This is a genomic window from Haloparvum alkalitolerans (assembly GCF_050122995.1).
Lineage (GTDB): Archaea > Halobacteriota > Halobacteria > Halobacteriales > Haloferacaceae > Haloparvum > Haloparvum alkalitolerans.
Window position 1 is genome coordinate 202,835 of record NZ_JBNLIA010000002.1, and the last position, 18,611, is coordinate 221,445.

18 protein-coding genes and 2 pseudogenes are annotated in these 18,611 nt (G+C 52.2%); 10 read left to right on the top strand and 10 right to left on the bottom strand.

Annotated features, from left to right (window positions below; genetic code table 11):
- Nucleotides 1-2 precede the first annotated feature (2 nt).
- Nucleotides 3-71: pseudogene (locus ACQE3L_RS02835) on the bottom strand (IS6 family transposase); the annotation flags it as partial.
- Between the two features lie 836 nt (nt 72-907).
- Here ACQE3L_RS02835 and ACQE3L_RS02840 point away from each other — a divergent pair.
- From ACQE3L_RS02840 to ACQE3L_RS02850, 3 genes are all read left to right on the top strand, one after another.
- Nucleotides 908-2,020 carry a hypothetical protein gene (locus tag ACQE3L_RS02840; RefSeq protein ID WP_426962278.1) on the top strand — a complete coding sequence of 371 codons (1,113 nt, stop codon included), beginning with the start codon at nt 908-910 and terminating at the stop codon, nt 2,018-2,020.
- A gap of 126 nt (nt 2,021-2,146) precedes the next feature.
- Nucleotides 2,147-3,499, top strand: a complete 1,353-nt coding sequence (locus ACQE3L_RS02845) for a sulfatase-like hydrolase/transferase (protein WP_426962279.1) — start codon at nt 2,147-2,149, stop codon at nt 3,497-3,499.
- Between the two features lie 119 nt (nt 3,500-3,618).
- Complete coding sequence (locus tag ACQE3L_RS02850) at nt 3,619-4,998, top strand: oligosaccharide flippase family protein (RefSeq protein WP_426962413.1); 1,380 nt, start codon at nt 3,619-3,621, stop codon at nt 4,996-4,998.
- 27 nt (nt 4,999-5,025) lie between these two features.
- Here ACQE3L_RS02850 and ACQE3L_RS02855 read toward each other — a convergent pair whose 3' ends face one another.
- Nucleotides 5,026-6,153 (bottom strand): glycosyltransferase family 4 protein, encoded by a 1,128-nt coding sequence (locus tag ACQE3L_RS02855; RefSeq protein ID WP_426962280.1) that lies wholly within the window; start codon nt 6,151-6,153, stop codon nt 5,026-5,028.
- Nucleotides 6,154-6,484: 331 nt separating this feature from the next.
- Between ACQE3L_RS02855 and ACQE3L_RS02860 the strand changes: the two genes are divergently transcribed.
- Entirely contained in the window at nt 6,485-7,006 is a 522-nt protein-coding gene (locus ACQE3L_RS02860; protein WP_426962281.1) for a nucleotidyltransferase domain-containing protein, read from the top strand.
- On the opposite strand, the gene ACQE3L_RS02865 is transcribed toward ACQE3L_RS02860, so the two are convergent.
- The 7 genes from ACQE3L_RS02865 to ACQE3L_RS02895 form a co-directional block, all read right to left on the bottom strand.
- Nucleotides 7,003-7,656 (bottom strand): nucleoside/nucleotide kinase family protein, encoded by a 654-nt coding sequence (locus tag ACQE3L_RS02865; RefSeq protein ID WP_426962282.1) that lies wholly within the window; start codon nt 7,654-7,656, stop codon nt 7,003-7,005. The genes ACQE3L_RS02860 and ACQE3L_RS02865 overlap by 4 nt on opposite strands.
- Complete coding sequence (locus ACQE3L_RS02870; protein ID WP_426962283.1) at nt 7,653-8,819, bottom strand: glycosyltransferase family 4 protein; 1,167 nt, start codon at nt 8,817-8,819, stop codon at nt 7,653-7,655. The genes ACQE3L_RS02865 and ACQE3L_RS02870 overlap by 4 nt, the downstream gene beginning before the upstream one ends.
- Complete coding sequence (locus ACQE3L_RS02875) at nt 8,816-9,925, bottom strand: glycosyltransferase family 4 protein (RefSeq protein ID WP_426962284.1); 1,110 nt, start codon at nt 9,923-9,925, stop codon at nt 8,816-8,818. The genes ACQE3L_RS02870 and ACQE3L_RS02875 overlap by 4 nt, the downstream gene beginning before the upstream one ends.
- Nucleotides 9,926-9,928: 3 nt before the next feature.
- Entirely contained in the window at nt 9,929-10,402 is a 474-nt protein-coding gene (locus ACQE3L_RS02880) for a glycosyltransferase (protein ID WP_426962285.1), read from the bottom strand.
- Nucleotides 10,399-10,842: a PssD/Cps14F family polysaccharide biosynthesis glycosyltransferase gene (gene pssD / locus ACQE3L_RS02885; protein ID WP_426962286.1), complete on the bottom strand. Its 444-nt coding sequence runs from the start codon at nt 10,840-10,842 to the stop codon at nt 10,399-10,401. Before pssD ends, ACQE3L_RS02880 begins: the two co-directional genes overlap by 4 nt.
- Nucleotides 10,839-11,846 carry a glycosyltransferase family 2 protein gene (locus ACQE3L_RS02890; RefSeq protein WP_426962287.1) on the bottom strand — a complete coding sequence of 336 codons (1,008 nt, stop codon included), beginning with the start codon at nt 11,844-11,846 and terminating at the stop codon, nt 10,839-10,841. Before ACQE3L_RS02890 ends, pssD begins: the two co-directional genes overlap by 4 nt.
- A gap of 117 nt (nt 11,847-11,963) precedes the next feature.
- The gene (locus tag ACQE3L_RS02895) at nt 11,964-12,929 is read right to left on the bottom strand and encodes a glycosyltransferase family 2 protein (RefSeq protein ID WP_426962288.1); all 966 of its coding nucleotides are present in this window, start codon (nt 12,927-12,929) and stop codon (nt 11,964-11,966) included.
- Nucleotides 12,930-13,362: 433 nt separating this feature from the next.
- On the opposite strand from ACQE3L_RS02895, the gene ACQE3L_RS02900 reads away from it, so the two are divergent.
- Entirely contained in the window at nt 13,363-14,388 is a 1,026-nt protein-coding gene (locus tag ACQE3L_RS02900) for a nucleotidyltransferase family protein (RefSeq protein WP_426962289.1), read from the top strand.
- Between the two features lie 49 nt (nt 14,389-14,437).
- On the opposite strand, the gene ACQE3L_RS02905 is transcribed toward ACQE3L_RS02900, so the two are convergent.
- Nucleotides 14,438-15,256 carry a hypothetical protein gene (locus ACQE3L_RS02905; RefSeq protein WP_426962290.1) on the bottom strand — a complete coding sequence of 273 codons (819 nt, stop codon included), beginning with the start codon at nt 15,254-15,256 and terminating at the stop codon, nt 14,438-14,440.
- 304 nt (nt 15,257-15,560) lie between these two features.
- Between ACQE3L_RS02905 and ACQE3L_RS02910 the strand changes: the two genes are divergently transcribed.
- From ACQE3L_RS02910 to ACQE3L_RS02930, 5 genes and pseudogenes are all read left to right on the top strand, one after another.
- Nucleotides 15,561-16,004 (top strand): OB-like fold-containing membrane protein, encoded by a 444-nt coding sequence (locus ACQE3L_RS02910; RefSeq protein WP_484494584.1) that lies wholly within the window; start codon nt 15,561-15,563, stop codon nt 16,002-16,004.
- Nucleotides 15,997-16,509 (top strand): metal-dependent hydrolase, encoded by a 513-nt coding sequence (locus tag ACQE3L_RS02915; RefSeq protein ID WP_426962292.1) that lies wholly within the window; start codon nt 15,997-15,999, stop codon nt 16,507-16,509. The genes ACQE3L_RS02910 and ACQE3L_RS02915 overlap by 8 nt, the downstream gene beginning before the upstream one ends.
- 796 nt (nt 16,510-17,305) lie before the next feature.
- A pseudogene (locus ACQE3L_RS02920) lies at nt 17,306-17,787 on the top strand (NUDIX hydrolase).
- An 88-nt stretch (nt 17,788-17,875) separates the two neighbouring features.
- Nucleotides 17,876-18,148: a ribbon-helix-helix protein, CopG family gene (locus tag ACQE3L_RS02925; protein WP_426962293.1), complete on the top strand. Its 273-nt coding sequence runs from the start codon at nt 17,876-17,878 to the stop codon at nt 18,146-18,148.
- 9 nt (nt 18,149-18,157) lie between these two features.
- Nucleotides 18,158-18,457, top strand: coding sequence for a type II toxin-antitoxin system RelE family toxin (locus ACQE3L_RS02930; RefSeq protein WP_426962294.1), 300 nt, complete (start codon nt 18,158-18,160; stop codon nt 18,455-18,457).
- The last annotated feature ends 154 nt before the right edge of the window (nt 18,458-18,611 follow it).

An 18,611-nucleotide genomic window follows, 5' to 3' on the forward strand; every position in this document is an offset into this window, starting at 1 on the left:
ACCCGCTGTCGCTCCACAAAATCCAAATCAATCCAGTTCGTGCATCCACTGAGGCGGGCGATTTCTGGTATAGACCACCAAGAAATTCTCCCGCTTCACTCTTCATCCTTAACTAAACACGACCGTCAATAGACACCAAAAATTCAACAATCGAGACGCTATCCGGTGATAATCCAGTCAATTGGAGTCGGATACAAGGCTTCGTCACCAGCTCGTGTGTCTCCTCTTTCTCCAGAATGTCTAACTCGATACAACGCTTTTACTGCTGAGGTGGCTGAAACAGAGCATGAGTTACTCGACTTTTAGACTACCCCATTCCTGATCGCAACGCCACCATGAAGTAGAAACTTATAACATACTCATTCTCGTACACAACACATCTATGAAACGGAAATTTGGGATACTATTTTTCCTTTTGCTTAGTATATCTGTCTACTATATACGGTTCTTGCCACAACAGGGCATTCTTGTCTTTTTAGCTTTTCTTGCAGTTTGGTCAGCTTTCATTTCTCTGCTTTTCTTATATAGTCGCCGTTTCACAAACTATTTTGCACTTATATCATCAATAATATTCACATTTCTCATACGGTCTTTTTATAAGCAGTTTCCCGGTGTGCTTGTCGGCCCTTCCTACCAGCCATCGTATCGGACGCTCAGTAATGTCGTTGAGGTGGGTTCAGTTAGCCAACAGTATTCGGGAGTGACAGACGCACAATACCCCGGCTCTTACCTCTTAGGGTCCGCAATTAGGGTAGTTTCGGATTTAAGCATCTTCACCACTGTTCAGTGGACGGGAGCTATAATTACTTTGTTATTTCTTTTGTTTGTATTCCTAGCTGGACGGCAATTATTTGGTCTACGTCCTGCAACGTTAACTGTCATACTTCTTTCTGTATTTCCCCGTTACGTGTTCATTCATAGTAGTTTCATTAAAGAAACAATAGGGATCGTATTTTTTGCCTTGATTCTATATTTGTTAACTCTCCGATTGGTTCCAAGAGAGGATATATCTCGTGAGCAATGGTCGTTACTTGCAACATTGGGAATAGGTGGAGTGACGATCTCACACCATCTTGCAGCTGCAATCTCGCTTACCTTATTTAGCTCACTATTTATCAGCCAGTATCTTCCACTTTCCAATGAGCCGACAACTCGAAGCATAGATATTACTGGATTTTCCATACTTACAAGTGTTATAGTAGTTAGTTTTTGGATTTATGTTCAACAGAGTCCGCTCTTATTGACGATAACGGAGTTGTTGACCGCATTGCAACCAACTAGTTCATCGACAGGTACACCTATCCAAATTGCCGGAACTCCTGGGTCAGCATTTACTTATCCATGGCAAGATCTCTGGAATATAGCTTGGAATTCGTCCTTTATTTTAGGTCCGATAGCGGGTGTCGGGAGTATTCTAACATCGTTACTTATTCCTAAAAGACGTTGTATTTCAAGCGGGCTTATTGCGTTTGGAAGTTTAATGGCTATGTTCACATTAATTCTAACTGTGTTTTCATCTGCGTCATCTTCAGGAGCAGCATGGGGAGGAAGATTTGTAGTCTATGGCTTGGCTGCGTTGTATTTGGTGAGTACAGCCTTAGTACCCAGAATGCCGCGTCTCCCTAATGCAAAGGTTTTTGCTGGAGTTCTACTTGTGAGCGTTTTGATCCTACAGGGTTTTGCGACACCACCTAGTCTCTATATCGATAGCGAACAGCCAATTGATGTAGATAAACACTCATATTATTCGCAACCGTCAGAGAAAGTAGCGGTAGACTGGACGACCGAGAATTCGTTGGGTGGTAATCTAATACAAATTGACATTTGGTTGTATGAAAGAACAGTAAGCCTATATGAAAGTCCAATACAAGATCGAATGAGACGAATACAGCAATGTGGAAGGCGTGACCTCCCCATTTCGGTTACCTCAATAAATGCATTACCTAACAGTCCAGACTGTGAGTTCATCGATCGATCAAAAGTTTTTGATTCGGGTACAACAAAGGTAAATATTCAATAATTCAATCACCAATCGGTCACCGGTCACTATTATGAGAAATCAATACTGGAATTTGTAGGTATGACAAAATTGATCAGTGTAATAAATAGTAAAGCATATTCAACTTCAACTCAGAAATATAATTAAATGTCACGGAATATTATCTGGCTTACATTGGAGAGTATTCGGAAAGATCATTTATCAATATATGGACATCACCGTGAGACGACACCTGAATTGCAATCATTAGTTAATACTGGAGAAGTCACAGCGTTCCCATCATGCTACGCACACGGTATTTGGACACGGGCCTCCAGCGCATCCATTCTGACTGGACGAGCCCTTAGCGACCATCGGACTGGCTTTGACAGAGATCAATTGCCCAAGTCGGTCAAGACCGTCCCGGAACAGTTCAGTGAGATGGGATACAGAACGGTCGGTATCTCAAACAACACACAGGTTTCTTCTGCCACAAATTTGGATCGAGGATTTGACGATTTTCACCATCTTACTCGAGATACGCTGCTTGACACGGTTCCACTCACCACGATCGCTAAGTATTTATTAAATATTCGACGTCATTCTGCTGGACTGTCACAGAATACACGAACTGCCTGTACGAGTTATATCCAGCAAGATCTAGCGAAACGTGAGTTGAATAAGCACCAGTCAGCTGACGACCCGCTATTCTTGTATATGCACCTGAACGATAGCCACCACCCATACTGGCCACCAGTCACATGGCGAGATACATTTGCGTCCGAACTCCCGATGCCGATGAATAAGGCGCTTGATCTTGCGATAGATATGAGTGAAAATCTCCATGCACGAATCGGTGAAGGTGCCGACTATTCGGAAAAAGAATTTACTGCACTCAGAGTCCTTTACGACATGCTGATTCGATATATTGACCATATTGTAGCAGACCTGATAGCGGAGGCACGCCGCAAACTTGACAATCCAATTATTATCGTAGTTGGGGACCACGGTGAGCTTTTCGGTGAGGACAGTCTCATTAGCCATACGCTCACTATCAATGACCAGCTGACCAATGTTCCATTCATGACTGCTGGTATAGATGGGATTGAAGCTGTTGCAAATGAGATCGTCCAACCTGCAGACGGATTACAGATGGTCTTCAACGAAATAGATGCAGATATAAACGTTCCAGCTGGTCAAGACCTACGACAAGAGTCACGAGAGTTCGCCATTTCAGAGGTAGGTAAGGGTCACCTAAATGATGCACTAGATTTAATCAGAGAACATAATCCAGACTACCAGCCACCATCTCTGCCAGTTGCAGATATACGGTATTACCAGTCTAAAACTGCTAAATACAGATATGCCGACATTAAGCACGCTGGGGTTGACGACGTCCCATCTGATGTAACCGATGAAATCGCTGATTGGATAGACGAACATGAAGCAGAGCGCGAGGATAGCGATGACTCATTTGACGAGAAGACCATGGAGCGGTTGAAAGATCTAGGCTATGTCTGACAAACATTAATTGACGATTATTTATATACTATGTTCAAATCGTCCCTCTTATCAAAGTAGAAATTTGTTGGTTCTATATGTCGTTGGGCAATGATGGGGCCAAAGTATTCATTTGGAATATGTCTAAATTGGGTCTCTCTTTTTTATCGATAGCAGTTATTTCTCGAATAGTCCCAAGGTCAATTCTAGGAACTTATTTTTTATATATCTCTGTGGTTTCCGTTGTGGGAACTCTTTCGCTTATCGGAGTTGGCGAGGGGCTCGAAAAGAGATTATCCGAAGGCAAAAACAAGGCAGAAATCTTTTCTACTGGTGTACTCATTGTCTTACTCATATCCACACTGTTAGCACTTTTGAGCTACATATTCAAGTCCCAAATAGAATCTTATCTCAATGTTTCGATCGCATATGTAACTCTTGGCCTTTTTTTATATATACTCTTAGTAGGGCTACGAAAGGCACTGAACGGCAATTTAGCTGTCCCAAATACAATATTCTCCCAATTTCTGCAAAAATTACTATTTTTTGTATTTATAGCTTTCTTCTATTATTCTGGGCGTGTGAATATCAACGCAATTTTAATATCCTACTTAGCATCAATCTGTATCGCGCTAGTTTATGTTAGCATAAAATTACCCATTGGAATATCTACACCAACAAAAGACGCTGCTGAGAAGATATTTACTTTCTCTATCTTTGCAGGAATCTCTCAAGTATCTGAACAGGCTTACGATAGGACCGACATCCTTCTCATTGGCTTCTTCCTTGTCTCTTCATCTGTTAGTATGTACGAGATCGCTTGGCAAGTATCGCTTATCCCGATGATAATAGCACAGTCTCTGGGTGCGGTCATCCGTCCGCAACTCAGTGAATGGTGGGTGGAAGGAAAACAACAACTAGTCGAAGACGTAGTGTACCGGTACTTCACTCTCACACTGGTTTTGCTCATTCCAATTGTTGTAGGTGGCTGTCTCCTTGCGGGTGAACTGTTGTCAAATTTGTTCACCGCAGAGTACGGCGCAGCCAGCGTCGTATTGATAATCCTCCTTCTGGAAAAGATTCCACAGACTGTCGGTGGCATCGCTCGTGCAATACTTTATGGGTTAAATTTACCCAGAGGACTAATGTGGGTGAGCTTCTGTCTATTAGTGACAAACATCGTATTGAATATCATCCTCATCCCCACCGCAGGGATCGAAGGGGCGGCAATTGCTACGTTGGTATCCGCTATGGCGATGTCGGTCTCGGCACTGTGGTTCGCGTCGAAACACATCGACCTTCGCGTCGACTGGCGAAGTCTAACCTGGTCTGTTATTTCCTCGGTAGCTATGGCTCTTGTTTTGGTTCTTATCGATTCACAGTTCAGTATTGATGGGATTCCCCAGCTACTAGGACTCGTAGCCACTGGCGGTACTCTGTATTTCATCGTCCTCCTCGCAGACAGTCATATCCGCACACAAGCAGTTGAGACGGCCGAATTGCTTGATGTTAGTTTTTAATTTCTCACGATCCCCCTCTGGCGTCGACTACCTTGCCATCGCAGATTCGAACGTCCGGATGTATGCTTCGGCAATTGTGTCGAAAGCAAAATTCTTTGCCGCGTAGTTACGGCATGCCCGGCGGATGTTCTCGGGATCCTCTTCCACTCGTCTAGCGACCGCTTCCATCGCCGCTGCTATTGTCTCTGCGTCGTCGTCTAGCACAATTTCGCCTAGTTCCTCAGCGGTGATGATTTCGGAGACATCACCAACGTCCGTACTCACAATTGGTGTACCACAACTCAGAGTCTCTTTGACCACGGTTGGAGATGCTTCGTAGAGCGAAGGGAGGCAGAACACGTCAGCTGCGGCCATATACTGGGGTACCTGTTCGAAGGGGACCTCACCCTTAAATCGGACATTCGGATTCGTTACGTAGTTTTCGAGTTCATCCCGCATTTCACCCCTACCAAGAACAATTAGCTCCGTTTGGGGGTTGTTTCGGCTGACAATATTGAAGGCATGGAAAAGTGATTTCAGGTTCTTCTGTTTGGAAAGACGCCCGGCAAACAGGTATGTTGTTACCCCTTCGGTGACCTCGGCATCATCGGTCTTCTCCGGGGAAAAGAAGTCTAAATCAACACCGCTGGGAATTGGCTTGTTCTTCACTTCGAACCAGTCCCCATGTCGTTCCGATAGCCGTTTCTGCGGCTCGGGCCCCGCTGTCGTCGTTTTATCAACTCGCTGGATTATCTCCCGTTCCAGTTTTTTGTAGGGTACCGAAGCGGTACGGGATACCATTGGATAGTTAGCGTCAAGCCAGTCAAGCGGAACTCCGTGGAACGTACAGACTGTCGGTGTCTTTGTCTGTTTCAGTAAAAATGGAAGCATGACTAATGGATGGTGAGTATGTATGACATCCAGGTCTTCGAGATCCCCTGTGTCGATTTTTCGATAGAGATTAAATATAAACCTCCACCAATTATCGGAACTATGCTGTACAGGGTGGTGACTCAAATTTTCGATGGGTTCCCGTTTAGTGGTCAGTTCGACATCAAATAACTCTACCTTATGCCCTTTTTTGGTTAGTGACCGGACAAGATTGTTGCAATAAGTAATTCCACCACCTGTCCGAAGTTCACATGGATCGTAGTTGTAGGCCACTCCTACTTTCATGATAGTAATATGTTGCCTGCGTGTTTATTAAGAATTACGTCATAGATGGCCTCTCCTTAGACTGCTCTCATCAAAGAATATAATAAGATAAGTTGAGACTAGCAACACACATTGTCAGCTAGCCCTTTTCAATCATCGGATCGACTGAAATTAGACGAAGGACACATATCTACTGCCGCCTATCATTTCGTACGTTCTCAGGACGAAATGTCACACATTCATGTTTAATTCGAAGTTCGCTACATTCGTCGAAAAGGTTACCGAGGCAGATAGTTGGCTGTCCGCACTTGTGCTCGTGGGGTCACACTGGACGTTTCAAGGGCTATTTAATATGTCTAGAACGGAGTGCGCTTACAAAGTCGGTCTTGACGTGCTTTTGACCGCAATATTATACAGTATATTAAACAAGCATATTGGTGGGAGAATTGGGATTATCGCTTCGGTGCTAATCGCTCATACACTTAATTTCATATTTAATGGGCACATATTTGTTGTGTTAAAGAACGTTGATCTGATTCACACTGATGAGAAAACCTTCTATAATTATTGCGAGTTTCTACGAGATCTCGGGGCGGAGCACGAAAGCATCGAGGCTGTCGTGGCACTGGGTAGTCTCTCAAGAGATGAACTTCACAGTACTTCTGATTTAGATATTAGGATTATTCGAAGCGATGGCGTCTTAAACGGAATTTTCGCGTGTTGGTTAACAACACTAGCGAGGAGTAGAGCGTTGTTTGATAAATTCCCGCTTGATATCTTTGTTCTTGAAAACGCTGAAGAGTTGTCGAAAATACGTGAGGATGAACGAGAGAACCTGATTGTTCTCTACGATAAAACGGGCCTGTTCGATTAATGCTCCCTTCTGAGCTGTGCTTGGATTTCATGATGAATCGATTCCGGGGATTTTGAAGAATCGATAACAGGAAGATCAAGCCTATCTGCGAGGATCTGATAATACTGGATTTTCTCCGAGATGTTCCTGTCAGCTTCGACATCATCTCTTCTATCACGAAGCGTATCTTCATCGGCCAACAAGACGAATACTTCCGCGTCGTCGGGAATTAACCTAAAAAACAAATTGCAGACCGCAGTGTCTATGAAATCTGGCTGGTCGATAGAGAGCATAATATTCACGACCGTATCGTGAATGAAGCGGTCACAGACTAGTGATTTGCCGAGTTGGCTTCGTGGCCACGCGACCGCTATTAGATAGGCAAGTAGTGTATCGACTAGGAGTAGGACAGGGTACAGCTTTGTAAGGATTTTTGAACGCTCAAAGTGATGGTAACCGACCTCTCTGCCACTATCGAGTGTCTCTATTTCGCTCAATCCAATGAGCCGGGCAACTCCAAGTAGCGGCAGCGATAGGTAATGATTGAATCCGAGCCACCGATACTCACAATCGTGACCGTGGTTTGATAACAATTCCAGCAACATGTCGGCCTGCGTTGATTTCCCGGCACCATCGGGCCCAATAATGCAAATCAGTCGACTTTCACTCATTGTATTCCCTCCAGAATCCCTACGAACTGTTCTCGTGATTCTTCCCAAGTCGGGTGGTCACTTATCCGTTCCCGATTTGCCCGACCGACCGCGTTCGAGTCTGCCAACCGTGCCTCCAGCCTCCTCGCCAGCGAGTCAACATCGTTGGGCACAACGAGTTGGGATCGATCACCGACGAGCTCTGGCAGCCCGTCGGTGGTTGTCGTCACGACTGGTCGCCCGACTGCCATCGTCTCCAAGATGCTTACCGGTACGCCGGAGATGACAATTTTGTAGGGCAGGGCCACCACGTCACTGGCCCGAAGGTGGGCTTTGACCCCCTCCGGCGTGAGGTTCTTCGGCAGGAGCACGAAGGAGTCGGCCACGCCTAGGTTCGATGCAAGGTCCGTCAAATACTGCTCCTCGTCGCTCAGCCCGCCGCCGTCCTGTCGTGCGAGGACGACCAGAATCGCGTCCGTCGACGTGGTTAGCTTCGCGAACGCCTTCACAAGCGTATCCGTCCCGCGAAGGGTCAGTGGCGAGGTAAAGTAGAGAATAATCGGATCGCCGTCTGGTGCTAGCTCCGCTTGTACGTCTTCTACGGCGCTCTCTGGCGGCAGTTTACGGTCAAACGGATCCAATCCGGGCCTGACGACATCGACGGGCGTCGTCGTCCCGGTGTCGGCAAGCGCGTCACCCGTACTGCAGGTCAGCGTAATAAGGTGATCATACTGGTCAAGGTGCCGTCTGGCAGCGATGTCCGGTGTTAGTGCCCCGGCAAGGTGGCCAATCAGGTACGAGGAGTGCCGATAGAACTCGGCAGCGCCGACGCCGACCACGTCCCCGAGTTCGTACAGGGGACTCGTCATGACGGCGATGGTCGGAGCCTGGACTTCGGACGCGAGCGAAGTCGGCCGAAACAGACTAGAGGGCCCAAGCACTGTCGCGACCACGTCGGGGTCCGCTCGACGGACTGTGTCGACGAGCGCCGTGGAGGGTCCGGTCAGCGTCCCGAGTGAATCGACGGTGTGGGTTGCTACTCCGTCGACCTCAGCCTCGGTGTCGGTGACCACGAGTGGTTCCACATCCGTATCAAGCCCACGTGTTAGTTCTGCTACATACCTCCATGGCTGTTTACGAAGCTTGCTCGGTTCGAACTCGAAGCAGACGAATACCAGTTTCATGCGTTCATGCTTGTCTCGTAAAGATCTAGGTAGCGGTCGGCGACCGCGTCCCAGGTGTACTCCCGCTCAACTGTTTCTCGACCGCGCGCTGCGAGTCGTTTCCGGGCTTCGGGGTCACGCAGGAGTCTGAGTACCGCCTCGCTCATCTCTTCCGGCGCCCGTGCCGGGACGAGAATGCCGTTCTCTCCGTCATCGATGACATCGAGGGCTCCGCTTACGGCCGTCGAGATAACAGGAGTCCGGGCCGCCATCGCTTCCAGCAGGACCGTTGGAAGTCCTTCGTAGTGCGAGGGAACGATGAATAGCGTAGCCTGCTGATAGAGGCGCACCAGGTCCGCCCGCGGCAGGTGTCCGAGAAAGGAAACATCCCCAGACAGTCCAGTGCCGCTAAGTTGATCTTCTAGCTGCTCGCGAAGCGGACCCTTACCGACGATCTTCAGCGGGATGCGCTGTTCGTCGGGCAGTTGCTCCCACGCGTTGAGCAGGTCCGCGATTCCCTTGCGATAACTCAGTCGACCGACGAACAGCCCAAATCGTTCGTTGGTGTCCGATACACCGTCGAATTCGGAGATATTCACACCGTTGCCGACCACGTGTATGCCTGAGAGCCCGAAATGTGTCGCAAGCTCTTCCTTCACCGAGTGTGCGACTGTCGCGAGTTCTGTCGCGGATTCAGCTTGCGCAGCGATTGTCCGTCTGCTAGTGACTCGTGTGAGAAATCGGTGTGCAAGCGCACCGGGCCTGATCGAATCGGTCTGGTTAGCATCTTCGACGACAGAAGTGTGGATGGTCGAGACCACCGGTATGTCGATATCTACCGGCGGTGTCAATGGTGTGTGGGTGTGAACGATGTCCGGGCCGAGCTGACGGAGTCGACGACGCAGGAAGATCCCGTGTAGGTCCACGTGGAACGGGTAGGCTGGAATATACGGTACCTTTTTGATCTCGAGCCCGTCGTGTGTTGCGGACATCCCTTTGAGTCCACCTCTCGTGACGATAGTTATTCGATGGCCCCGTTCTTGGAGCTCCTTCGAGAGGTTGTATGTGTAGTAGCCAATCCCCTCTTCGGGTGGCATTGGGGTCGATACGATCATCGCGACGTGCATTATTCAGTCCACCAGTCGTTCGATATTCGCCGACAGATACGTCACTAGTTCTCCGGATGACGTGGTTTTCGTCTGAGTATATGCTAGCGCGTCGTCGATCGCAGCTTTGAGTTCGTCAGCCATCTTCACGATGAAGACACCCTCTCTTTCCCTGAGTGCGGCCGTCAGCTCGAGTTGGTGGTCATCAATATGTTCGTCGTATTGCTTTCGCCGCGGCATCAACACGATTGGCTTTCCGTACGAGAGGGCCGTCAGAATCGTCCCTGCGCCGGCGTGCCCGACTATGACCGACGCATTCCGGTAGTAATTGTTGATCTCAGATTCGGCGACAAAATCGAACCACTCCATGTTTTTTGGCCGGTAGGTCGAGTGCCCGACCTGTGTGACCACCTTGTCGTATTCGTCCGCGATTTCGTCCAATCCGGATAGTAATCGGTTGAACGGCTGATCATGTGTCCCTACTGTCCCGAATATCATACGATGCTTCCTCGAAACTCTGCCTTTTCACCGTATTCCTCAAGCAGTTCCGGCCACTGGACGAAGAAGTGGTCGACAATAGGATACACTATGCGTCCCGTTGTTGATCGGCTGGTGACACGGCACCAGCTCTCGACAAAGATAGTCGTCGCTCCGAAGATCTCGCCGGCGACAAATGCGGGGATTGCAATCTCGGACCCCGTGCTCACTACGAGATCTGGTCTGTGCGACCAGAACCACCGAAGTATTTGCTTGAACGCTATTGTCATTGATATAGGGTTTGTCCCAATGTTCTCCAAGGTATACGCTTCTATATCAAGCTGGTTCGTGCGCTCACTTTCATATGTTATATAGAACTGATCGTGCCCATCAAACGCGTCAGCGATCATTTGAAGTTCCGTGAGATGTCCTCCGTGAGATGAAACCATGGCTACCTTCATACGTTAAGAAGCGAATAATTGAGTTTGTATACTGTGTTCGCAAATTTCTTTCCAAATAGATCAAGCATACTGTATGTGAGTTGATCTTCTGGAATCTTGACTGCGAGCTTGGAAAGTACTGTTTGTGGATCCTTTTTTACTGTGTTTATGTCCATAGTTAGACCTTCCCGCATTCCTCGTAGCTTGTTTCGAATTCCTTCGGTACCGCTCAGAACTGCGAATCCAGTAGTTAGCAGTTCAGTCAGTAATAGCGACGGTAGCAACATCATTGTTGTCTTCATGTTGAGGTACTTCCGGAGTATGTAATATCGTCCTCGTTCAAGGTGATAGATCTTTTTCGCCGGAACCTGGATATCCTCGTAGTCATGACATATTATTGCATCAGGGATGTAGCGGATCTCAATATCGTTTAGTGCCGCTCGCCATGACAATTCCACATCTTCCATGTAGAGGAAGAGCTCCTCATCAAACCCACCTATCTCCCTGTACAGCTCCGTACGGAGGGCAAAGCACGCACCGGAAAGACCAGAAAGTCGCTCTGTTTCCGAGAGTTCCATAGGTGGCCGATAGAAACCTCTAGTAAAGCCCAGGCCTGTAAAGTGATCAATATTCCCACAAGTGTTGATATGTTTCCCGTCATAGGTGAGTATCTTTGGTGTCGTAATTCGGTTTTTCATCTCTGCGAGGGGCTCTAATAACGCTTCGAAACAGCCTGATTCGACCCGAGTATCTGGATTCAGAATGACTGTAAATTCCGTATCTATACTGCTCACACCAACATTGTTTCCGGCACCATATCCCCTGTTTTCCGCCATTGTAAACAACTCTACGTCAGGGAATTTCTCCGATACAATATCTTTTGTTCCATCAGTTGAACCGGTGTCAACAACGATGACTTTCGCCGGATTCTCAGCCAGAGAACTCCGAAGACACGTTTCGATAAAATCTGCATGGTTATAGGTAACAACGACGACAGTGGCGTGTGTTGTGCTATTTGTGTCCATTCTAGCTCTTATTCATAACATTGTTAACTGTGATCATTTTGATCTTCCAACAGTTTTGACTAATCTATCAATTATTCGCCTCAGTCGAAATTCTCTCATATAGCACCATGGACATTCTTAATCGGGGCGGGAGACCATGTTCTTCACCTGGCTCAAGACGAGTGCACTAAAGAGACACACAATCCCTGTCAGAACCAAGAACCCGCTAATTAACGCCCGCCACTGATGGAAAGCCGCAGTAGTTTGGTAGAGATATGCAGTTTGGAGTAACAGCGCACCTCCAACTCCGAGCAGCAATAGTGCCGGCACACCAAAGAACAGCAAGGGATGCCGGTCCCGGATTAGTTGCGTTACGAACACGGCGACACTCAATCCGTGGGCAAGCGGGTTGAACGTCTGTCCATCGATGCCGTCATACCTTACATCGATAGGCACCTCATCGATCTTAAGTTCACGATTTGCTGCTTCGCTGATCATCTCACTTTCGACGCCCATCCCGTCCGTCTGGAGGTTCAAACTCGAGGCCGCCTCGGGCGAGAACGCCCGGAACCCGCTCTGAGTGTCGCTCAGGTTCTCTCCAGACGATCCCAGTGTCAGGGTGTCGAGCACACGCTGCCCGAATCGTCGATGCAGCGGCGTCTCAGTCTCTTCCTGCTCGACGTATCGACTTCCGATCGAGATGTCACAGTCGCCTTCAAGGACGGGTTCAACAACATCTGGGATGTCCTCGGGAAGGTGTTGTCCGTCACCATCGAGGATCACGAGGCTGTCAACACCATCGATATTCGTAGTATACTTCATGAGCGTTCGGATCGCGCCGCCTTTGCCCTTGTTTTCCTCATGTTTGATCACCGTCGCTCCGACGTTCTGAGCAATCCGGACCGTATTGTCGGTGCTCCCGTCGTCAACGACGACGACCTCATCGGCGTATTGCTGTGCCTCCGAGACGACACTGCCGATCGCAATCTCCTCGTTGTACGTCGGAATACCGGCGACGATTGTGTCGGATGTAGTATCGATCGGTTCCTGTTCCAAAGGAGCCTCTCGCTCGCCATTCACACCCGATGTTGCGTAGGTCGACATTATTCACCTCCTTTATTGACTACGTGGAATGGCCATCCCCTCGAACTTCCCAACACCATAGAGTATTTAGAAGATAGTGAATTTATGCTCACATAAGTGTTATGCTATCTTTACTAGCTTATTCTGATAGTAATGCGTACATAATATACTAGATAGCGCCGTACAGCACCAATATTGTGCAGTCTTTTACACATTAATTATGTATTATTAGATCCTGTATAAGTGGAAGAATCCACCCATCGCAAGAGCTCTCTACAATTCTAACCGCACCCTTCAACGACACCAGACAAGGCCACTACTCTTGAGTACCGTGGCCGAGGGACACGTGTATGTCGGAGTCTACCCCCTTCAAGAGTACGGGCCATAGACCAGATGCCAAATTCTGATAGCGACCTGAAAATGTTTATGTGCGATGACGAATAGGTTGATAGACATGGATGCCATCGTGCTGGCGGGTGGGTACGCAACGCGGCTCTGGCCGGTCACGACGCATCGGCCGAAGATGTTTCTTCCACTGGGGGACAGCACCGTCATCGACCGGATCTTCGCGGAGCTTGAGGAGGACGACCGCGTCGATGACGTGTACGTGTCGACGAACGAGCGATTCGCGGGCGAGTTCCGCGAGTACCTCGCCGCGGCTGACTTCGAGAAACCGGCACTCTCCATCGAGGACACGACCGGCGAATCGGAGAAGTTCGGCGTCATCAGCGCGCTTGCACAGCTCGTCGACCGCGAGGAGATCTCGGACGACACGGTCGTCATCGCGGGCGATAACTACATCAGTTTCGACGTGAGCGACTTTCTGGACTTCTTCCAAGAGGCCAAAAGCCCGACCATCGCCGCCTATGACGTTGGCTCTCGCGACCGCGCCACCTCGTACGGCGTTGTCGAACTCGAAGGGGACCGGATCGTCGACTTCGCGGAGAAACCTGAGCACCCCAAGAGTTCGCTCGTCTCCATTGCGTGCTACGGCTTCCCCAGCGACTCCATCGACTTGCTGGAGACGTATCTCGAGGAGGGGAACAATCCGGACGAGCCGGGCTGGTTCGTGCAGTGGCTGCAGGACCGGACGCCGACGCACGCGTTCACCTTCGACGGCGCGTGGTTCGACATCGGCACCGCGGAGAGCTATCTCGACGCGGTCGAGTACGAACTCGACGGCGAGGCACTCGTTGCTGACGAGGCGACCGTTGAGAACACGAGCATCGGGAGCGGCGTGCAGGTGCTCGGCGACGCGGTCGTTAGGGATTCGGACCTTGCCCGAACCGTGATCTTTCCCGAGACGGAAATCGCGAACGCCTCCGTCTCCGAGTCGATCATTGACCGCAAGTCCACAGTCGACGGGGTCGATCTACACGAGAGTCTAATCGGCCAGCATTCACAGCTCGAGGACCCAGACACCGACACGGCTCCCGAGACGACTGCGAACGCGGACGAAACGGTCCAGGCGGACGACTGATCGGCGACAACCGGTTTGTCCTCGGAACCCTTGAGCGGCCATTTCACGTCTACGGCGTTTCGTTGCCCGGAACTACGATATCCGGATCCCGAAACGCCCCACGCACGACCGCGTAGAATGCGCCGAAGACGACGCCAAACACGAGCAGCGTGCCGAGACTCCCAACATGGAGGGACGGAAACGGCGCCGCACTCACGAGGGGGACACCGACGACCACGCCGCCGATCCAACTGACAAGTCCGACGCTCGCACCCACGAACGCACCGTGAGTCGGCTCGAAGCGTGCCCGCTCGACGACATCACTCTCCACGACCGCGGCCGTCCCCACACTCAGCAGTCCCCCACCGAGGGTCACAAGCAGGCCACCGACGAGGACGCTCGAACTGCCGACCAGTCCCGCCACGGCTGGAAAGGCCTCCTGAATGCTCACGCCGACGCCGAGAACGATCGTCGCGAGCGTTCCCGCAGCCGCGGTCGCGGCACAGACGACGAACGCGTGTTCAAGCGGGCGGCGCGCGACGAGGCCCCTGTTCCGCACGCGGACAGCAAGCCGGAAGCCGGCGACCGCGACGATGAACAGGAGGATCGACGCGAAAATGCTCCAGTGCTCCTGCGCGCGGACGGCCGGTCGGTCAAGCGTGTAGTGAAGGGCGAAGAGCTCCATCCAGGGAGAGTGGTGGAAGCCGTACAGTGTCTCCGCAGCTACGGGCGAGATGTGGTGCACGTCGGGCGCGATGCCCCACACGCCGCCGATCGGGAGCAGCCAGATGGCGAGTTCCCGATCGAGATCGTAGCGAAGCATGAGCGGAGTTGCCACCAGCAGAAGGAAGGCTGCACCGACGAGGAAGTGGGCGATCGCGGGGGCCATCTAGCCGGATGTTCACGGAGCAGCGCCTAATAGGCCGGGGCGACGTTCACACCCCGCCGAAATGCTCAATGCTCGCTCGCGGCGAGGGCACGACCTGCGCAGCCGTCCACGTGCCGACCAACACCGCGATCTCGACCGCGTTCTCCTACCTGATCAAAGGGAAGGACGGGTGCGACATCTCCCAAGGGCCAACCACTTAACCCACGGTCCACCAGACACGCCTACATGCCGACGGATCCCCGCCGCGTTCTCGCACTTGCTGCCTGTTGTCTCCTCTTGGGTAGCCTCTTCGTGCTTGGGGGGGATGGGCTGGCCCGCACCACCCGACCCCGGACTGGATCTCGCGGTCGCGGATGTCGACCCCGCAGACCATGCAGGCGACCGGATCCAGGCGGGTGGTGTGGTCGTCGACACGGATCCAGTGGTTATCGAGGTCGAGGCTGACGGGCCGGGTGAGGAGCCCCAGCTGCTCACGCTCGAGAACGCGCCGCCAGTCGCGGAGGGCCAGAACGTGATCGTCGCCGGCGAGCTGACCGATGACGGCACACTGCAGGTCGACCCTGACCGAGCCATCGTCCGCGAGCCGTGGGAAGTGCTCTATATGTACGGTATCTCGACGTTCGCGGCCCTCCTCATTGCCGGCCGCGGGATCAACGGGTGGACGGTCGACCGCGAGACGTGGTCGGTCGTTCCCAGAGACGTCCCGCTGCACGAACGACTCCGCACGAAGGAGGCGCGCGATGACTGATCTGTTTACCCACATGCTCGTCGGGTACTGTCTCGCGACCGTCCTCTCGTGGCACGTGGACTGGATCACGCCACCACTCGTCACGCTCGCGATGGGTGGAGCCATCCTCCCGGACTTGAACCGGATCGATCTCCTGGTCTCGGACGAGCTCATCGCTACGATGCTTGGCATCCCCTTCTCGTGGATGCCCCTCCACCGCGTGGGAGGAACGCTGCTCGTCGTCTGTCTGGGTGCGTTGCTCACGTCCGCGCGCCATCGACGAGCAGTGTTCGCACTGCTCGCGCTCGGTGCCAGCTCGCACTACACGCTCGACTTCCTGCTCTACAAGCCCTCGGGCGTGTCCAGTCCGCTGCTGTGGCCGTTCATCACTCACGGGTTCGCCATCGACGGCATCTTCGTCAGTACCGACCGCTGGCCGGCCGCGGTCGCGTTGCTCGCGGCCGCGACCGTGTGGCTGGTCGATCGGCGACGCGCCAGCTACCAAGCGACCCACAGGGACTCGTGACTCCCAAGATCGCGGATCGACCGTAGCGCATCCGGATGGCCGGCCTACGCCGCGCGAACCTAGCCGCCCGAACGCCTCGAACGCGGCCGCGTGATCGGTAAGCCACGAGGTGGAGAATAGACTGCTGAATATGTGACGAACTCTACGCGACGACTCTTTGCGGAAATCCCCACACCCATCAAGGAGAACACATGCGAGGATCTACGCACCGAACTGGATGCGATAACCGTCGATTGATGCGGCATGCTGGGGACTAGTATCGGGAAGTATTGCTGGTACATCAGCCACTATGATGCTCTTGGCTGAGAGCAATCTATGGTCTTGAAAAATGTCGCCTGCCCTGAATGTGGTAACGCTGTTTCATTCACGATCGAGAGTATTGAAGAGGTTTCGTCGATTTGGTCGGGCCCCGGCATTGCAGACTATGACGAACACTGTGGAAATTGCGGTGAGAAAGTCCACATTGACGTCGTATTGGAATAGCCTCTCAGAAAATCGGAAATCATGACACATTCCATCCTAGGCACCACCTGCACACTGATTCCACGCTGAATCACCGGGGTGTCCCAACCAAAGCAGTATGCCGGGGGACGATCGCGGGCTACTCCCTGTCGCGACATCTTGATCATGGAACGGGCGTGAGACAGCCTGCAGCCGTGGATGAACGGGTTTCTCATTTTCCGGGTACCAGGTTCTGCATCGCTTTCGCTCCTCCGACCGCTATCAGGTCTTCCTGAGCACACCCCGGGTGTCAATGGATGATCAATATATATTGACGGGCTTTGAGGGGGGCCACATGAATCGCCGATACGCCACGTACGTCGGGAAGGCGTGCGCGTACGTGACGCGGTCGACCGGCGAGGTGTTGGTGTTCAACGGGCCGGGCCACGAGGAGCTCCAAATCCCGAAGGGAACGATCGAGACCGAGGAACGGCCGCGGGACGCGGTCGGCCGCGAAGTTCGAGAGGGGACCGGCCTCACGAAGCTCGCGGCCGTCAGCCCGGTCGCGACCGATGTGTGGACGCGGCGCCAGTACCCACCGAAGCGGTACGTCCGCCACTTCTTCCACGCACGGGTTGAGGAACCCCGCGACAGCTGGTCCCACGACGTCCGCGATGGGGGCGCCGAACACGGCGCCACGTTCGAGTTGCAGTGGATGGACCCACAGCCATCGACAGCCTCGCGCTCGATCTCGATGCGTACCTCCACGCCCTGCCACTCGCGGAGTGTGCAGACCGCCCCGAAACTGCGGACGGCCCATCGACCGCATCGGACTAGTCAAGTCCCGAGGCGGTTCACCGATTCGTCGCCGACCCCGGGACGACTGAGCGACAGTTCTTTGAGTACCACCCGCGTACCACGCAGTATGAGCACGGACGCGGGCGACAACGGCGATGGGGACATGGTGAAGTTGAACGTGAAGGTCCCGAAGCGGCTTCTGGAGGAGATCGACGAACTGGCGGATGAACTGGAGTACACCACCCGCTCGGAGTTCATCCGTGAGGTTCTGCGCGACACCACAGAGCCGATTCTGACGCCTGGCGCGCAGGAGGGTGTCTCGGAGGGGTACGCGGATGTTGCAGCGGGGCGGACGATGTCCACGGACGAGGCCCGCGAACGTCTCGATATCGACCACTGAGGCTGACTAATGGCTCACGAAGTCGTTTTGACCGAGACGTTAGTCGAAACGCTGGAACAGTTCGAGACCGATGACGCCGAGCGGATCATCAGCAAGCTGGAGGACATCGGCGACTTCCCGGACCACTTTCTCGACCGGTTGAAGAACCATCCCGGCTACAAGCTTCGCGTCGGCGACTTTCGCGTACTGATCGATTGGGATAAGGACAACGAGGTGGTCTACGCCATCGACGCCTTCGAGCGGAAGAAGGAGTACCGCGAACTCGGCAAGTACCGAGAAGTGTGGGGGAGCTGGAGAGACGACCAGTAGGAGGTCAATGCCGTTGATGGTCGCGAGCGGTCTCGCAGCCGTCCTCACCCGCAGTGAGCAGACCCGGGCCACAGGTTCGCGTTCGCACCATCCCGCCATCGAGTCCTCCCACAAACACACCGATGTCAATGAATAATCAATATTTATGCCGGGC

Excerpts from the sequence above, each read along its gene's own strand:
- ACQE3L_RS02845 (WP_426962279.1), top strand. The coding sequence starts at position 2,147 with ATGTCACGGAATATTATCTGGCTTACATTGGAGAGTATTCGGAAAGAT.
- ACQE3L_RS02850 (WP_426962413.1), top strand. The coding sequence starts at position 3,619 with ATGTCTAAATTGGGTCTCTCTTTTTTATCGATAGCAGTTATTTCTCGA.
- ACQE3L_RS02855 (WP_426962280.1), bottom strand. The coding sequence starts at position 6,153 with ATGAAAGTAGGAGTGGCCTACAACTACGATCCATGTGAACTTCGGACA.
- ACQE3L_RS02860 (WP_426962281.1), top strand. The coding sequence starts at position 6,485 with ATGTCTAGAACGGAGTGCGCTTACAAAGTCGGTCTTGACGTGCTTTTG.
- ACQE3L_RS02865 (WP_426962282.1), bottom strand. The coding sequence starts at position 7,656 with ATGAGTGAAAGTCGACTGATTTGCATTATTGGGCCCGATGGTGCCGGG.
- ACQE3L_RS02870 (WP_426962283.1), bottom strand. The coding sequence starts at position 8,819 with ATGAAACTGGTATTCGTCTGCTTCGAGTTCGAACCGAGCAAGCTTCGT.
- ACQE3L_RS02875 (WP_426962284.1), bottom strand. The coding sequence starts at position 9,925 with ATGCACGTCGCGATGATCGTATCGACCCCAATGCCACCCGAAGAGGGG.
- ACQE3L_RS02880 (WP_426962285.1), bottom strand. The coding sequence starts at position 10,402 with ATGATATTCGGGACAGTAGGGACACATGATCAGCCGTTCAACCGATTA.
- pssD (WP_426962286.1), bottom strand. The coding sequence starts at position 10,842 with ATGAAGGTAGCCATGGTTTCATCTCACGGAGGACATCTCACGGAACTT.
- ACQE3L_RS02890 (WP_426962287.1), bottom strand. The coding sequence starts at position 11,846 with ATGGACACAAATAGCACAACACACGCCACTGTCGTCGTTGTTACCTAT.
- ACQE3L_RS02895 (WP_426962288.1), bottom strand. The coding sequence starts at position 12,929 with ATGTCGACCTACGCAACATCGGGTGTGAATGGCGAGCGAGAGGCTCCT.
- ACQE3L_RS02900 (WP_426962289.1), top strand. The coding sequence starts at position 13,363 with ATGGATGCCATCGTGCTGGCGGGTGGGTACGCAACGCGGCTCTGGCCG.
- ACQE3L_RS02905 (WP_426962290.1), bottom strand. The coding sequence starts at position 15,256 with ATGGCCCCCGCGATCGCCCACTTCCTCGTCGGTGCAGCCTTCCTTCTG.
- ACQE3L_RS02910 (WP_484494584.1), top strand. The coding sequence starts at position 15,561 with ATGGGCTGGCCCGCACCACCCGACCCCGGACTGGATCTCGCGGTCGCG.
- ACQE3L_RS02915 (WP_426962292.1), top strand. The coding sequence starts at position 15,997 with ATGACTGATCTGTTTACCCACATGCTCGTCGGGTACTGTCTCGCGACC.
- ACQE3L_RS02925 (WP_426962293.1), top strand. The coding sequence starts at position 17,876 with ATGAGCACGGACGCGGGCGACAACGGCGATGGGGACATGGTGAAGTTG.
- ACQE3L_RS02930 (WP_426962294.1), top strand. The coding sequence starts at position 18,158 with ATGGCTCACGAAGTCGTTTTGACCGAGACGTTAGTCGAAACGCTGGAA.